Annotated in this window: 13 protein-coding genes; 7 read left to right on the forward strand and 6 right to left on the reverse strand. The window is 65.1% G+C overall.

From position 1 onward, the window contains the following. Nucleotides 1–344 precede the first annotated feature (344 nt). A complete protein-coding gene (locus QW863_RS06015; RefSeq protein ID WP_315714887.1) occupies nucleotides 345–2,945 on the forward strand; it encodes an MMPL family transporter in 2,601 nt (866 codons plus the stop codon). Between the two features lie 62 nt (nucleotides 2,946–3,007). Here the strand turns inward: QW863_RS06015 and QW863_RS06020 are convergent, their stop codons facing one another. Next, nucleotides 3,008–3,634 carry a DUF2147 domain-containing protein gene (locus QW863_RS06020; protein WP_409977889.1) on the reverse strand — a complete coding sequence of 209 codons (627 nt, stop codon included), beginning with the start codon at nucleotides 3,632–3,634 and terminating at the stop codon, nucleotides 3,008–3,010. 101 nt (nucleotides 3,635–3,735) lie between these two features. Between QW863_RS06020 and hpnO the strand changes: the two genes are divergently transcribed. After that, nucleotides 3,736–5,127: an aminobacteriohopanetriol synthase HpnO gene (gene hpnO / locus QW863_RS06025; RefSeq protein ID WP_315714885.1), complete on the forward strand. Its 1,392-nt coding sequence runs from the start codon at nucleotides 3,736–3,738 to the stop codon at nucleotides 5,125–5,127. Between the two features lie 110 nt (nucleotides 5,128–5,237). Here hpnO and QW863_RS06030 read toward each other — a convergent pair whose 3' ends face one another. From QW863_RS06030 to QW863_RS06045, 4 genes are all read right to left on the reverse strand, one after another. Further along, on the reverse strand, nucleotides 5,238–6,026 hold the full coding sequence (locus QW863_RS06030; protein ID WP_315714884.1) for an anti-sigma factor: 789 nt from the start codon (nucleotides 6,024–6,026) through the stop codon (nucleotides 5,238–5,240). A gap of 3 nt (nucleotides 6,027–6,029) precedes the next feature. Further along, complete coding sequence (locus QW863_RS06035) at nucleotides 6,030–6,578, reverse strand: sigma-70 family RNA polymerase sigma factor (RefSeq protein ID WP_315714997.1); 549 nt, start codon at nucleotides 6,576–6,578, stop codon at nucleotides 6,030–6,032. 97 nt (nucleotides 6,579–6,675) lie between these two features. Continuing rightward, a complete protein-coding gene (locus QW863_RS06040; protein ID WP_315714883.1) occupies nucleotides 6,676–6,993 on the reverse strand; it encodes a cupredoxin family copper-binding protein in 318 nt (105 codons plus the stop codon). A 14-nt stretch (nucleotides 6,994–7,007) separates the two neighbouring features. Beyond that, nucleotides 7,008–7,952 carry a metallophosphoesterase family protein gene (locus QW863_RS06045; RefSeq protein WP_315714882.1) on the reverse strand — a complete coding sequence of 315 codons (945 nt, stop codon included), beginning with the start codon at nucleotides 7,950–7,952 and terminating at the stop codon, nucleotides 7,008–7,010. A gap of 223 nt (nucleotides 7,953–8,175) precedes the next feature. Between QW863_RS06045 and QW863_RS06050 the strand changes: the two genes are divergently transcribed. Next, entirely contained in the window at nucleotides 8,176–9,348 is a 1,173-nt protein-coding gene (locus QW863_RS06050) for an acyltransferase (RefSeq protein ID WP_315714881.1), read from the forward strand. A 156-nt stretch (nucleotides 9,349–9,504) separates the two neighbouring features. On the opposite strand, the gene QW863_RS06055 is transcribed toward QW863_RS06050, so the two are convergent. After that, nucleotides 9,505–11,124, reverse strand: a complete 1,620-nt coding sequence (locus QW863_RS06055) for a GMC family oxidoreductase (protein ID WP_315714880.1) — start codon at nucleotides 11,122–11,124, stop codon at nucleotides 9,505–9,507. Between the two features lie 173 nt (nucleotides 11,125–11,297). Here QW863_RS06055 and QW863_RS06060 point away from each other — a divergent pair, with 173 nt between their 5' ends. The 4 genes from QW863_RS06060 (at nucleotide 11,298) to QW863_RS06075 (ending at nucleotide 15,765) form a co-directional block, all read left to right on the forward strand. Then, nucleotides 11,298–12,467: a M20 aminoacylase family protein gene (locus QW863_RS06060; RefSeq protein WP_315714879.1), complete on the forward strand. Its 1,170-nt coding sequence runs from the start codon at nucleotides 11,298–11,300 to the stop codon at nucleotides 12,465–12,467. A 477-nt stretch (nucleotides 12,468–12,944) separates the two neighbouring features. Then, on the forward strand, nucleotides 12,945–13,292 hold the full coding sequence (locus QW863_RS06065) for a hypothetical protein (protein WP_315714878.1): 348 nt from the start codon (nucleotides 12,945–12,947) through the stop codon (nucleotides 13,290–13,292). A gap of 239 nt (nucleotides 13,293–13,531) precedes the next feature. Continuing rightward, entirely contained in the window at nucleotides 13,532–14,563 is a 1,032-nt protein-coding gene (locus QW863_RS06070; protein WP_315714877.1) for an aKG-HExxH-type peptide beta-hydroxylase, read from the forward strand. Beyond that, complete coding sequence (locus QW863_RS06075) at nucleotides 14,560–15,765, forward strand: radical SAM protein (protein ID WP_315714876.1); 1,206 nt, start codon at nucleotides 14,560–14,562, stop codon at nucleotides 15,763–15,765. The genes QW863_RS06070 and QW863_RS06075 overlap by 4 nt, the downstream gene beginning before the upstream one ends. Nucleotides 15,766–15,779 lie beyond the last annotated feature (14 nt).

A 15,779-nucleotide genomic window follows, 5' to 3' on the forward strand; every position in this document is an offset into this window, starting at 1 on the left:
GAAAGCCGGTCTGCAAGTGGCTCGCATGTGACACGTCGCACACAGCCCGCAATAGGTCACCGGTAATTTAGTAATTATAAATTAGATCAATCAATTGAGTTGGTTATGCTCTCACTCGTTCGTCACTTTACCGCCGAGAACAGCCGCTATATCAGCCGCCCCGACGGTTCCGTGCATCGTTCGACCTGATCCGCCGTCGACGGACCACCCTCGTCTTCAAGGTTGGGCCAGGCCGGGTCGGGGCGCCGCTCAGGATGTGTGCGTCCGGGGCTCGCCCTGATCGGGGAACTCCGCCATGAAGCGGACGTTTCCGCCCAGCTCTCTAAACATTAGAAAGTCACGAAGTGCTGACCACGTTTGTCGTCTCGATCGTCAAGGCCTGCACCCGGTTTGCCTGGCCGACATTGATTGCGGCCCTGCTGCTCTCCGTAGGTGCGGGCTTCTATACGGCGCGTCATTTCTCGATCAATACCGACATCAACAAGCTGATTTCGCCTGATCTCGACTGGCGCAAGCGCGACCAGCAATATGAGCAGGCCTTCGATCGCGATCGGATGATCCTGGCGGTGGTCGAAGCGGCGACGCCCGAGATGACAGGTGTGGCGGCCGATGCGCTCGCCAAGAAGCTCAAGGGCGACACCGCGAACTTCTCATCGGTCGAGTTGCTCGGCGGCGGCGAGTTCTTCGCCAGGAACGGCCTGCTGTTCCTGCCGACCGAGGAGGTCAAGCAGCTCACGGACCAGTTCGCGGCGGCAGCGCCGCTCGTCGAGATCATGGCCGGGGACCCCTCGATCCGCGGCCTGACCGGTGCGCTGGAGACCGGCCTTGCCGGCGTCAAGCGCGGCCAGGTCAAGCTCGACAATGCCGCACGGCCGTTCGACTACATCTCCCAGACGGTGGAGACCGTGCTCGACAAGGGCGATGCGACCTTTTCCTGGCGCCAGCTGATCTCCGACAAGCCGCTCGAAGACAGCGACAAGCGCGCCTTCATCCAGTTCAAGCCGATCCTCGACTACCAGGCCCTGGAGCCCGGCAAGGCCGCCACCGATGCGATCCGGCAGGCCGCGGCCGAGCTCGATTTCCCCAACCGCTTTCACGCGCGCGTGCGGCTGACCGGTCCGGTGCCGATCGCCAACGAGGAATACGCCACCGTGCAGGAGGGCGCCGTCGTCAACGGCATCGGCACCGTGGTCGTCGTGCTGATCATCCTGTGGCTGGCGCTGCATTCGGCCAAGATCATCTCGGCCGTGTTCATCAACCTGTTCATCGGCCTCGCCCTCACCACGGCCGTCGGCCTGATGATGGTCGGCTCGCTCAATCTGCTGTCGGTTGCGTTCGCCGTGCTGTTCATCGGCCTGGGCGTCGATTTCGGCATCCAGTTCAGCGTGCGCTACCGCTCCGAGCGATTCAAGAACGACAATCTGCCGGAGGCGCTGGCGGAAGCCGCGCGCCGCTCCGCGGTGCCGCTGTCGCTCGCGGCGATGGCAACGGCTGCCGGCTTCCTGTGCTTCCTGCCGACCGACTACAAGGGCATCTCCGAGCTCGGCGCCATCGCCGGCGCCGGCATGATCATCGCGTTCCTGTCGTCGATCACGGTGCTGCCGGCGCTGCTGAGGATTCTCAATCCGCCTGGCGAGAAGGAGCCGGTCGGCTATGCCTTCCTGGCGCCGGTCGATCATTTCCTGGAGAAGCACCGCGTGCCGATCATCGTCGGCACGCTCGGTCTGGTCGTCGCCGGCCTGCCGCTGCTCTACTACATGAAGTTCGACTTCAACCCGATGAACCTGCGCAATCCGCGCGCCGAGTCGATCGCGACCTATCTCGACCTGCGAAAGGATCCGAACACGGGCGCCAACGCGATCGACGTGCTGACGCGCTCCGAGACCGAGGCCAAGGCGATCGAGGCCAAGCTCGAGAAGCTCCCCGAAGTGGCGCGCGTGATGTCGCTCGACAGCTTCGTTCCCGAGGACCAGCCGGCCAAGCTGAAGCTGATCGCGCAGGGCGCGAAGGTGCTGGGGCCTGCGCTCAATCCGGATCAGGTCGATGCGGCGCCGAGCGACAAGGAGAATGTCGACGCCCTGAACTCGACCGTCGACAATCTCCGGCGCACCGCGGGCGAGAGCAGTGGGCCGGGCGCGGTCGCGTCGCGGCGGCTCGCAGACGCGCTTGCCAGGCTCGCGGGCGCGAGCGAGGCGGTTCGCAACAAGGCACAGGCGGTGTTCGTCGAGCCGTGGAAGATCACGCTGACGCAGCTCAGCGCCACCCTGCAGGCGCAGCCGGTCAGCCTCGCGAACCTGCCGCCGGAACTGGTGTCGCAGTGGAAGAGCAAGGACGGACTGATTCGGGTCGAGGCCCAGCCCAAGGGCGATCCGAACGACAACGACAATCTCAGGCGATTCGCCAACGCCGTCCTGACGGCCGAGCCCAACGCGATCGGCGGGCCGGTCTCGATCCTGAAGTCCGGTGACACGATCGTTAAGGCATTCATCCACGCCGGCATCTACTCGCTGGTCGTGATCAGCCTGCTGCTGTGGGTGACCTTGAAGCGCTTCACCGACGTGCTGATGACGATCGTGCCGCTGCTGGTCGCAGGCGCCGTGACGTTGGAGATCTGCGTGCTGATCAAGCTGCCGCTGAACTTCGCCAACATCGTCGCTCTGCCGCTCCTGCTTGGCATTGGCGTCGCGTTCAAGATCTACTACGTGGTGGCGTGGCGCGGCGGCCGCACCAATTTGCTCCAGACCAGCCTGACCCGGGCGATCTTCTTCAGCGCACTGACGACGGCGACCGCATTCGGCAGCCTGTGGCTGTCGAGCCATCCCGGCACGTCCAGCATGGGCAAGCTGCTGGCGCTGTCGCTGGTCACCACGCTCGCCGCCGTGCTGCTGTTCCAGCCGGCCCTGATGGGCAAGCCTCGCGAGGTCAAGGAGCAAGAGGGCTCTTGATCACCGAATAGAAAAAGCGGCCGATCTCTCGGCCGCTTTTTTGTTCGGGTGACGGACGCCAACTAGCGGGCGCGCGCAATATCGGGCAGCAGGCAGATATCGCCGACCTGGTCCGCGGGCTTGTGTCCCGGCTTGGCCGATGCGGTTGCGCCACTGCCGACGCCGGTCGTGGTCTTGGCCGCCGGGGCAGGGGCCGGCGCGATTGGTTTCTGTGTACCTTTGGCCATGCTGTTTACGGGGCTCGACGGGATCGGCGGAGCAACCCGCGTCCAGGTCTCGCCGCCGCACAGGAAGCCGAGCACGCAGCCCTTGATCTCCAGGTGATCGGGGTCGACCGGCGTGATGGTGGAGCTGTAGAGCTGCCCATCCTTGGCGTTGTAGACTTGGCCTTCCCACGCGTCTGCGCCGGGCTTCTTCTTCATGTCGATCAGGATCGGCATGCCGAGCGTCGGCCGGCTCTGGCGGGCCGGATCGGGGTTGTTGCTGTCGCGTCCGCCCGGGGTCTTCTCCCAGGCCACGACGCCCCACATGCTGCCATTACATTGTGCGACTCGGATGTTAGCGACGCCGTCGGCGACCCGCCAGTCGCCGGTGGGGTCGGCCGCGAGCGCGGAAGAAATTCCTGCTGCGAACACGACTGCGGAGTATGCTAGTGTCGTCGACATGAGATATCTAAGGCGATGCAACATTGGCAGAAACCCGTGCTTGCTTTGATGGTGCGAATGAGGGCAAAACGCCGCATTGCGCGTTTTCAGTTGACGTCACGTCCATCAACCGAAGTATGTAGCCGATGCTAAAACCCAATCTAGACGTTTCCGAGATGTTTGTGGAGCGCCAAGCGCAGCGCAGCACGATGCACTCTCGGCATCTGAACGAGCAGCTTGTCCGCGTTCTAAAGACGATTGGATATGATGTTGGGTTCCAGAAGGGACAAGGGCAATATCTCTACGATCGTGATGGCGCCCGTTATCTTGACCTGCTCAGCGGTTTTGGCGTCTTTGCAATCGGCCGCAATCATCCGACGCTGCGCGCCGCGCTGAAAAGCGTCCTCGACACCGATCTGCCGAATCTCGTTCAGCTCGACGTCTCGACCTTGGCGGGCGTTCTTGCCGAGCGGCTGCTGGAATATGTCCCGTATCTGGACAAGGTGTTCTTCGCCAATTCCGGCGCCGAGACGGTGGAAGCCGCGATCAAATTCGCGCGTGGCGCGACCGGCCGGCCCGGCATCGTCTATTGCGGGCACTCCTATCACGGTCTCACCTACGGCGCGTTGTCGCTGACCGATGATTCGAACTTCCGCAACGGCTTCGAGCCGCTGCTGCCGGGCTGCACGGCGATCCCCTTCAACGATCTGGCCGCGCTCGAGCAGGCGCTGTCGTCGCGCGAGATCGCAGCGTTCATCGTCGAGCCGATCCAGGGCAAGGGCGTCAACATGCCCTCCGACGAGTTCCTGCCCGGCGCCGCGGCGCTCTGCAAGAAATACGGCACCATCTTCATCGCCGACGAGATCCAGACCGGCATGGGCCGCACCGGCCGGTTCCTTGCGGTGGAACATTGGAACGTCGAACCCGACATGGTGCTGCTGTCGAAGGCGCTGTCCGGCGGCCATGTCCCGGTCGGCGCGCTGCTGACGCGCAAGCAGATCTTCGACAAGATCTTCAACCGCATGGACCGCGCCGTGGTGCACGGCTCGACCTTCGCCAAGAACGACCTCGCGATGGCCGCCGGCATTGCCACGCTCGAGGTGATGAAGGCCGAGAAGCTGGTGGAGGCCGCAGCCAAGCGCGGCGCCGAGCTGCGGCTGGCGCTGACGCGGATGGTGCCGGGCTACGAGCTGCTCAAGGAAGTGCGCGGCAAGGGACTGATGATCGGCGTCGAGTTCGGTCCGCCGAAATCGCTGCGCCTCAAGGCGTCGTGGACCATGCTGGAGAGCGCCAACAAGGGCCTGTTCTGCCAGCTCATCACGGTGCCGCTGTTCAAGGATCACAAGATCCTGACCCAGGTCGCCGGCCACGGCTTGCACACGATCAAGCTGCTGCCGCCGCTGACCATCACCGAAGAGGACTGCGCCTGGATCGAGCGCGCCTTCGACGACGTCATCGCGCAGAGCCACAAGGTCCCCGGCGCGATCTGGTCGCTCGGCAAGACCCTCGTCGACAACGCGATCCGCAAGTCGGCGTGATGTTCGCATTGGGTGGGCAAAGGCGCGTGGCGCCGTGCCCACCGTTTCAGTTCGTCTCCGGACAGACCGTGGGCACGCTTCGCTCGCAATGACTGAAGCGCAAGAGCGCTTCACCCCTCCTTGTTCGCACCCATCGCGCGCTCGAACCGCTCGCCGAACTCGTTGAGTTCGTCGGCGCCGATATCGCTGACCGCCCAATAGCTCAGGCCGCGGTCGCGCCAAGAGCGGATGTTGAAGCCCTGGATCGTGTCCATCCGTGCGGCGCGGCGCTCGGTGGACGAGGTCTGCGCCACGAACAGATTGATCACGTGCTGGCGGCGGCGATAGACCACCGCGCCGATCGCGCGTGCGTCGACGTAATCGAGCCGCCCGCCGATGAGGGTGAAGCCCTGCGCGGTCAGGTCGATCACCGGCGGCGCGACGTCGAGCTTGCCGTTGAACCAGGGCTTGACGGTGTGCTGGTCGGTCGAGATGACGTCGGTGAGGTGGCCGGCCTGTAGCGAGCGCAGATGCGCCGAGACGATCTCGGCCTCGATCCGCTGCTGGTCGTCATTGCGCAGCACGATGGCGACGAGGCCGGCGGCCGCCAGCGCCGACACCGCCGAGCCCAGGGCGAAGCCTCGCAGCAGCGTGCGTCGGCTCGGCGGCGCGGCTAGCGGCGTCACGGCAGACGGCTGAGCCGCGGGCAGAGCGGCCTCGATGCGCTGGCGCAACGCAGATGGCGCCTTGAACGTGAGCTCGGCGCCGGCGAGCGCCTGCTTCATCTGTCTGATCGCAGCAAGCTCCGCGGCGCAGCGCGGACAGGTCGCAACATGGGCTTCGACCTCACGAGCGTGGCCGGCATCGAGCTCGCCATCGGCCAGCGCGTGGATCAGGATCTCGGCTTCATCGCAGGTCATGGCTTAAGGCTCCTCCTGCGCGAGCCAGGCGGCGCGCAGCATCGCGCGGGCGCGGGCAAGACGCGACATCACGGTGCCGACCGGCACGCCGGCGGCCTCCGCGATCTCGCGATAGGACAGATTGTTGACCTCGCGCATGACGAACGTCTCGCGAAACGGCTCGGCCAGCGTGTCGATCAGCCGGCGGATCGCCGAGGCATCACGTTCCCGCAACACGGCGCCTTCCGGCGTCTCGGCGCTCTCCTGCCACAGCGGGGGCTGCTCGGCCGCTTCCGGCGCGTCATCGAGCGCCTTGACCGGCGCGCCGGCCCGGCGCGCGAATTCGGCGTGGCAGACATTGCGCAGGATCGCGAACAGCCACGGTTTCATCGCCGGGCCGCGATAGGTGTCGAAATGCTTCAGCGCGCGCAGGTAGCATTCCTGCACCGCGTCTTCCGCATCGGCGGCGTTGCGCAGCAGATAGCGCGCCAGCGTGTAGACATCGTCGAGATAGGGCAGCGCCGCCTCGCGGAAGCGTCGCGCCTTCTCGGGATCGTCACTGGCTGTCGTCACCGGCGAGGTCTCCGGCCCGGTTCGCGGTCGCACGGCGCGGCCGGCGGTACGCCGCCGACCGGCCCATCCGACGATGCTCATGCCCTGGTTCGCGATGCTACTCAACCTTGACCAGCCCCGTCATGTGCGGATGCAGCGAACAGAAATATTTGTAGTCGCCGGCGGCTGCGAACGTGAAGGAGAAGCTGTCGTCGGTGTCGAGCGTTTTCGATCGGTATTTCCCGGCCGACACCACCGTGTGCGGAATGTCGTCGTGGTTGGTCCAGGTGACGGTGTCGCCGACCTTCACCGTCACTTCGGTCGGGGTGAAGGTGAAATTGTCGATCGTGACCTTGATGGTCTCGGCGCGCAGCGGCGTGGCGCAAACAAGCAGTACGGCGGCCAAGCCGGCACCGCGAAGAACAGGCTGGATCATCGCGTTTTCGTCCCTCAGCCCGCAAGCGGCGTGTCGATGATCGCGAGCCGCTCGGCCCCGACCTTGAAGTCGATGCTGGCAATGCCGAGCAGGCTGCGCAGCCTGGCGTCCTCGACCTTCATCGGGCCGGGCGAGGGCGCCGTGCCCGGCGCCGGCTGCGGAAAGGCGGTCGAGCGCGCGGTATGGAAGGTGACGTTGCCTTCGACCTTCTGCATCACCTGATGGATATGGCCGTTCAGCACCGTCACCGAGCCGAAGCCCTTCAGGCTGTCGAGCGCGCGCCCGCCATCCTCGGTCCCCCAGCCCCATTGCGGATACACCGTCCACAGCGGGATGTGCGCGAACACAACGATCGGCGTCGATTTCGAGCGGCCCTTGAGATCCTGCTCGAGCCAGGCAAGCTGCTCGGCGCCGAGATTGCCGAGCCCGCCGGCCTTGAGATCGACCACGTTGACGAGCCCGACGAAGTGCACGCCATTGGCATCGAACGAATACCAGCCGGCACCGCGCGTGCCCTTGCCGTAGCGCTCCTTGTAGAGCTTGACGTCCTCGTCGAGGAAGTCGTGCTCGCCCGGCACGTAGTGCACGTCGAGCCTGGACTGCGAGATGATGCGGTCGGCATCGTCGAACTCGGCTGCCTTCGACAGATGCGAGATGTCGCCGGTATGGATCATGAAGGCCGGCTTCACCGGCATCGCCTTGATGCGGTTGACGGCCTCCTCGAGCGTGCCGGTCGCGTTGGGATTGGCCGGCTTGTCGAAGCCGACATGGCTGTCGCTGATCTGCAGGAAGGTCAGGCCGGAGGCGGGCTGCTCGGCCGCCCGCGCCGCGTCGACCAGGCCGAGCGAACGTGGCACGCCGCCCGACAGCGTCCAGAGCACGCCCGTGCCCGCCCATGTCATGCACTCCAGCACCTTGCGGCGGCTGACGCCGTTCTCGTCATGATCACCAAGGCTCATCGTCATCTCCCGTTGCCCGTCATCGGGCTTGCGGGTGAGAAGAGCGGTCGCGGCCCGGTTTTATTCCCGGCTTCTCGCGATCGAAACGCGATGACGTGTTCGTGATCATGGCGGCAATGGCCGACGGCTCACCTGGTCACGCAGGATGTCGGCGCAGGGCCGGGCGAATGATATGAGCGGCGCGCGCCGCCGAGGGGCGGCTGATGGACTGGATGCGACGTCGATGCATGAGCGCGTGACCCCGACCCTGCAACGAACCGAGACGTCGCGCGATCGGATCGTGCCGCTCGACCGCGCCAGGACCTTCATCACGCTCTCGGTCGTGCTCTATCACTCCGCTATCAACTACACCGATTTCGGCCAGGGCGGCGACCGCATGCACTGGCTCGGCTTCGATCTCGTCGCGCTGTTCAACGACAGCTACTTCATGTCGTGCATGTTCTTCATCTCCGGCCTGTTCGTGCCGACAAGCCTGGCGGGCAGGGGCGCGTCGGACTATGTCGGGCGCCGTGCGCTGCGGCTCGGCGTGCCCTATATGGTGTCGATCTTCGTGATCATGCCGATCGCCTACTACCGCTACTACGTGGCGGAGGATCAGTTCAGCGCGGTGTGGTGGCGGATGATCAGAGAGGGGCCGTGGCCGTCCGGCTCGGCCTGGTTTCTCGGCGTACTGCTGGGGTTTGATATGCTGGCTGCGTTCGTCTGGGTCCTGGCACCGCAGGCGGTCGGCGCACTCGGGCGTTGGGCCGGAATGGTGCTGCACTATCCGCTCACTGGCTTCCTGATCTTCCTCGTGATCGCCAACCTGGTCTATCTGCCGCCGCATCTCGGCTTCGGTGACGGATTCTGGTTCATGCCCGGACATTTTCCGCTGCCGCTGCAGGCGAGCCGGGTGCTGCTCTATCCGGCCTTCTTCGTCGGCGGCGTCGCGATCGGCGCAGCCGGGCTGCGGACGGGGCCGTTCGCAGCCGACGGCGCGCTGGTGCGGCGCTGGTGGACCTGGTTCGGTCTTTCCTACGGCTGCTATGGCGCGATCCTGTTGCTGGCCTACGCGCATCACAACTGGATCGCCGATTTCGATTCCCCGCCACCGTGGTGGCGCGCGGCCTATGGCATGGCGGTGGCGAGCTTCTGCGCCGCGATGGCGTTCGGCGTGCCGACCTTCTTCCTGCGCTGGGCGAAGGCGCCGCTGACGCTGATGGATCGCCTGCAGCCGTCGGCCTACGGCATCTACCTGCTGCACTTCCTGCCGCTGCTGTGGCTGCAATATCTGGTCTACGACCCGGCGTGGCCGGCGGGAGTGAAGTTCGCGATCGTGCTGATCGGCACGCTGTCGGTGAGCTGGCTCGCAGCAGCACTGTTGCGCCGGGTTCCGCTGGTGGCGCGGATCATTTGAAGCTGAACCTCTCTGACGTCAAAGGCCACCGTTCATTGATGGTGTCATTGCGAGCGAAGCCGACGAAGCAATCCAGAGTGGGGACGAGGCTCTGGATTGCTTCGGTTCGCCGCTTCGCTCCCAATGACGGCAGCGGTGGTTGCTGGACGTGAGCGCCTAGCGCCCATCCTCCAAGATCATCGACGCCGCCTTCTCCGCGATCATCGCCGTCGGCGTGTTGGTGTTGCCTGACGTGATGGTCGGCATGATCGAGGCATCGGCGACGCGCAGCCGTTCGATGCCGCGAAAGCGCAGCCGCTCGTCGACCACGGCCATCGGATCATCAGGGGAGCCCATCTTCGCCGTGCCGACCGGATGAAAGATCGTCGTGCCGATGTCACCGGCGGCCTTGGCCAGCGCCGCGTCGTCATCGCCGACGGATGGGCCGGGCAGATATTCCTCCGGCCTGTAGGCGGCGAGCGCATTCTGCTTCATCAGCCGGCGGGTGACGCGGATGGCGTCGGCCGCCACCTGGCGGTCGTCCTCGGTCGCCAGGTAGTTCGGCGCGATCGATGGCGCCTCGTCTATCCCCGCCGACCTGATCCGGACCGTGCCGCGCGAGGTCGGACGCAGGTTGCAGGCGCTGACCGTGATCGCGGGAAAGCGATGCAGGGGATCGCCGAACTTGTCGAGCGACAGCGGCTGCACGTGGAACTGGATGTTGGCGCGGTCGCGCGTCGCATCCGAGCGCGTGAAGATGCCGAGCTGCGACGGGGCCATGGTCAGCGGCCCGCGGCGCCGGAACGCGTAGTCGAGCCCCATCAGGCCGCGCCGCACCAGCGAGTAGTACGTCTCGTTCAGCGTCTTCACGCCCGTGACCTTGTAGATCGCGCGCTGCTGCAGATGGTCCTGCAGGTTGCGTCCCACGCCCGGTCTGTCGAGGACGACATCGATGCCGAGCTCGCCGAGCCAGTCGGCCGGGCCGATGCCCGAGCGCTGCAACACCTGCACCGAGCCGATCGAGCCGGCGCTGAGGATCACCTCGCCCCTGCTGCGCGCCTCGATGGTCTCGCCGTTCTGCCGGTAGCGCACGCCGACGGCGCGGCCGTTCTCGACGATCAGGCGGTCGACGAGGACGTTGGTTTCGAGCCGCAGGTTCGGCCGGTTCAGCGCCGGCTTGAGGAAGCCCCGCGCGGAAGACCAGCGCCGGCCGCGCTTCTGGTTGACGTGGAAATAGCTGATGCCTTCATTGTCGCCGGTATTGAAGTCGGGGATGCGGCGGAGGCCCATCTGCTCGGCGGCATCGCCGACCGCGTCCAGCACCGCCCAGGACAGCCGGGGCGCCTCGATGCGCCAGCCGCCGCCGGTGCCGTGATGCTCGCTCTCGCCGAGAAAATGATCCTCCAGCCGTTTGAACACCGGGAGCACGTCGGCATAGCTCCAACCGGCGAGACCGAGCTGGCGCCAATGGTCGTAGTCAGCGGCCTGGCCGCGCATCGAGATCATGGCGTTGATCGCCGAGCAGCCGCCGATCACCTTGCCGCGGGGGTAGGCCAGCGAGCGGCCGTTCAGCCCCGGCTCGGCCTCGGTGCGAAACATCCAGTCCGAGCGCGGATTGCCGATCGCGAAGAGGTAGCCGACCGGAATATGGAACCAGATCCAGTTGTCATTGCCGCCGGCCTCGAGAATCAGGACGCGGCGCTTCGGATCGGCCGACAGCCGGTTGGCGAGGATGCAGCCGGCGGTGCCGGCGCCCACCACGATATAGTCGTAATCCCCCTCGAGCTGTCTCGGCATCGGCATTCCCTTCCCATCGTTGCCAGCTTTTAGTCAGCTCAGACGGGGCCGGACAAGCGCCACGTTCATGGCTGGTTGACCGAGCCATGAGACGGGCGCAGCCCTTATCTTGGGCGGTGCGGCTTTTGCATGCTAAACAGGCGCAAAGTCCCACCGGAGTTACGAGATTCCCCATGCCCATCGTCAACCGCGTCGCCGATCTGCAGCCCGATATCCAGGCCTGGAGGCGGGATATCCATTCGCATCCGGAGCTGCTCTACGACGTGCACCGGACGGCGGCCTTCGTCACCGAGCGGCTGCGCGAGTTCGGCTGCGATGAGGTCGTGACGGGCCTCGGCAAGACCGGCGTGGTCGGCGTCATCAAGGGCCGCAAGCCCGGCCACGGCGAGGTGAAGGTGCTCGGACTGCGCGCCGACATGGACGCGCTGCCGATCGAGGAGGCGACCGGGCTGCCCTATGCCTCGAAGACCCCGGGCATGATGCATGCCTGCGGCCACGACGGTCACACCGCGATGCTGCTCGGCGCCGCGCGCTATCTCGCCGAGACCCGCAACTTCGCCGGCGAGGTCGCGGTGATCTTCCAGCCCGCCGAGGAGGGCGGCGGCGGTGCGGACGCGATGATCAAGGACGGGCTGATCGACCGTTTCAAGATCGACCAGGTTTACGGAATGCACAACGGGCCCGGCCTGCCGGTCGGCGCGTTTGCCATTCGCCAGGGGCCGCTGATGGCATCGACCGATGCGGTCGACATCACGATCGAGGGCCATGGCGGTCATGCCGCCAAGCCGCACAATTGCATCGACTCCCTTCTGGTCGGCGCCCAGCTTGTCACCGCGCTGCAGCAGATCGTGTCGCGCAGCGTCGACCCGCTGGAGGCCGCGGTGCTGTCGATCTGCGAGTTCCACGCCGGCAATGCCCGCAATGTGATTCCGCAGAGCGCGGTGCTGCGCGGCACCGTGCGGACGCTGACGCCGAAGGTGCGTGAGCTGATGGAGAAGCGCGTGCGCGAGGTCGTGACCGGCGTCGCCCAGATGACCGGCGCCAAGATCGACCTGAACTATGCACGCGGCTATCCTGTCGTCATCAATCACGCCGAGCAGACCGAGATCGCGATCCGCGCCGCCAAGGAGGTCGCGGGCGACGCCAATGTGCACGAGATGCCGCCGATGATGGGCGGCGAGGACTTCGCCTACATGCTCGAGGCGCGCCCCGGCGCCTTCATCTTCGTCGGCAATGGCGACAGCGCCGGCCTGCATCACCCCGCCTACAACTTCAATGACGAGGCGATCGTCTACGGCACCTCGTTCTTCATCAAGGTGGTGGAGAATACGCTGGCGGCGTGAGGCTCGCGGCCGCGTGCAGCGGCACCGCCGCGATCAGGCACGAAAGTGGACTGGCAGGGCCCGTGCGATGAGCGCGGGCCTTTTGCTTTCCATATGCACGTCGAGCTTCATGAGCTACGCGAGAATGTGCGCTGCCGCGGAATGAGGTGCGACAATATGCCTGGCGGGTGACATCCGAGAGCGCAAGACGTCATCACGCGTGGTCACTGCCGGCCTGAGACGACCGCAGTGCGTCGCTCATTCGAGCAATCAACAGGTGTATCTGACAAACTACTCTATTGTTAAAGAACTAGCTTCATGTTAGTTTTTTTCTGGCTTCGACGACTGGCGAATTGGGACAGCCTGAGCGAAGTGCTTAGCACAGCTACATTGCTTCAGGTTCTGTGAGTTCAGGGCGCGAGATCACAGAGCTTGTACCGGGACGTTGCTATTTCCTTTCTGAACGATGGCGGTTCTCAACCGACTGGGAGTATAGGAATGGCTGATCGCGATCCGGCGGAAATGCGCAAGAAGGTCGATCTGGCGCTGAAATCCGTAGTCGACTCAGAGATCGCACGCGCGTCTCTGAAGATCGACATCATGGCAGAAGGCGTTCCATTCTCGCGTGGAGCGATCTTCAGCAAGACCAATCCATTCTCGCGCGGCATCGTCTTCAGCCGCCTTGCGGCGATGGAGCGTCCGGACGAGATGGAACGTGAAATCGCCAACGATCCCGCGGTGTTGGGGGCTCTTGCGGAGCGTCTCACGCAGGTACGGGCGGTGAAGGACCTCAAGGGTCAATTTAGCGTGCCGCAGGCGGGGGGCGCGCCGAAATCGGTCAGGTGAATGGATCGATCGTTCGGCTCAGACGGAGCGAAGCGGGCCTGCGATGTCGGATCTTTCCGACGTGACGTGTCGTGGGCCCGCCCGCGACTCGCTGGTGCGGATGACGGGCAATGGTCGCCGTCATCAGCGTGACCTTTCCTGATAGCTGCTCTTGATTCCGGCATCGGTTGCGGTCCTGTCTGACGGCGGGACAGCTTGCGGCCGGCTTCGTTGGCGTATTTCCGGAGGCATGCTCGATCATGAGTGACGCGTGGACCTGGCGACCGTCGAAATCTGCCTGGCATGAAAAATTCAACGACAGGATCCTGAGATGGCAGCCGGAGGATCGCCTCGGCCTCGACTGCGAGCCGCTCAAGGCGTCGCTCATCGAAGCCAACGCGCGTGAAGCGGACTGGCTTCGTCATCCCTGCATGAACTCCATCACCTATGAAGGGCATGACAAGAGCCCGCAGCGTGATCTGCAGGTGGCGATCTGGACGGCGGCGAATGCGCCGACCGCATCCACCTCGCTGACGACGCCGGAGCCGCTGACCTTGTGGTCGCCGGTCGGAGGCTACCGGATCGAGGCCGGCAGCTATGACCTGAACGAGCTCGCTGGGCTGCTCCCGATGAAGGAATGGCCCTACGACATATCGGTCGACGTGGGGTGCCACTCCCTCGGATTTCCGATTCCCGACACCTGGGCCGAGCACACCGATCTCTCGGCCGACGAGCAGGCCCGGATGACGCGCGAGGTGACGAACGCGCTCGAGATCCTCGTGACCGCCGCGAAGAAGTTTCCCGAGTGCGTGAATTGGGTGTCCGATGTGACGCGGGTCCTGATCCCCCTGCGCAGCAGCGAGCGATCCTATTTCCGCAGCGGGTCGCAAGCCGATGTGCCCGGGATGGTTTACGCCGACCTGTTCGGCGGCCTGATGCAGGTGATGGAGGCCATCGTCCACGAATCCGCGCATCTGCATCTGTTCATGGCGGAGGCGTCGGGACCCCTGGTGGATCCGCAGCACCAGGGGCGCTACGCATCGCCGTTGCGGCCGGAGCCGCGGCCCTTGCGCGGGATCCTGCTGGCCTTTCACGCCATCGCCTATATCTGCGCCTTCTATCGTGAGGCCGAGAAGCAAGGGTTCGGCGGATCAGCCGAGTATCAGGCCGAGCTTGCCAATATGCTGACCAAGCTCAAGGAGGCGCAGGTCGTACTGGACGGTGCCCGGCCGTTCCTGACCGAGGACGGCCGCATCTTCGTCGATCGCACCGCCGAGATTGCGTACCAATGAACGACGGTCCCCATCTTCACTTCGTGTTCAAGGTCGCGTCGCGCTGCAATCTGAACTGCTCCTATTGCTACGTCTACAACAAGGGCGACAGCACGTGGAGAGAGCGGCCCGCGATCATGGATGATGAGGTCGTCGAGATCGCGATCGACCGCATCCGCCGCCATTGCCAGGCAACGGGTCAGAGCTATCTGACGATCACCTTTCATGGCGGCGAGCCGTGCCTGGTCAAGCAGGAGCGGTTCAGCTCATGGTGCCGGAAGATCAAGGAGGGGCTGTCGGGCGTCGCGCGGGTGCAGCTCTGCATGCAGACCAACGGCACGCTGCTCGACGACGGCTGGGCCGAGATCATCAAGAGGTTCGACATCGATCTCGGGATCAGCATCGACGGAACCCCCGAGGTGCATGATGCCTTGCGCGTCGATCATGCCGGGCGTGGCTCCTATCGCGATGTCGAGCAGGGCCTTGCCGTGCTGCGCCGCGCCGGGATTCCGCTGCGCTTCCTGTCGGTGATCCAGCTCGGGGCGAGCGGTGCCGCGGTGCATCGCCATCTGACGAGCCTGGGCCCGGCCTCCATCGACTATCTGCTGCCGGATTTCACCCACGACACCATCGCGGCGGTTCGCGACCGGTATGGACCGACACCCTGTGCCGATTTCCTGATCCCGATCTTCGAGGATTGGTGGCGGGACGGCACGCTGGATCTCCGGATCAAGATCTTCTGGAACATCGCTTGGCTGGTCCAGGGCGGGGAGAGCCGCATCGACATGCTCGGCAACCAGCCGCTGACCTTCCTGTTCGTCAACACCGATGGCGAGATCGAAGGGCTGGATGTGCTGCGGGTCTGCTACGACGGCGCCGCGCGCACCGGCCTGAATGTGCGGACGTCCGACTTCATGGACGTCCGGCACGCCGGCGAATTCCATCGTGCGGCGGTGTTCGAGGGCATGCCGCTGCCCGACGGCTGTCGCGCGTGCCGCGAGCGCGACACGTGTGCCGGCGGCTATCTTCCGCATCGCTATGCATCGCGGACGGGCTTCAACAATCCGACGGTGTGGTGCGCCGATCTCCTGAAACTGTTCGATCACGTCCGCGAGCGGCTGGGAACGTCGGTGGAGGAAACCAAGCTGCGCCGGGCTCATCTCCTCGACACCGCCCTGCGGCGGGCGGTGGGGCTGCAGCAGGAATCTCCGGCCATCGGCTGAGGTCGGACCTCGAT

Source organism: Bradyrhizobium sp. SZCCHNR1017, assembly GCF_032381375.1.
Classification (GTDB): Bacteria; Pseudomonadota; Alphaproteobacteria; order Rhizobiales; family Xanthobacteraceae; genus Bradyrhizobium.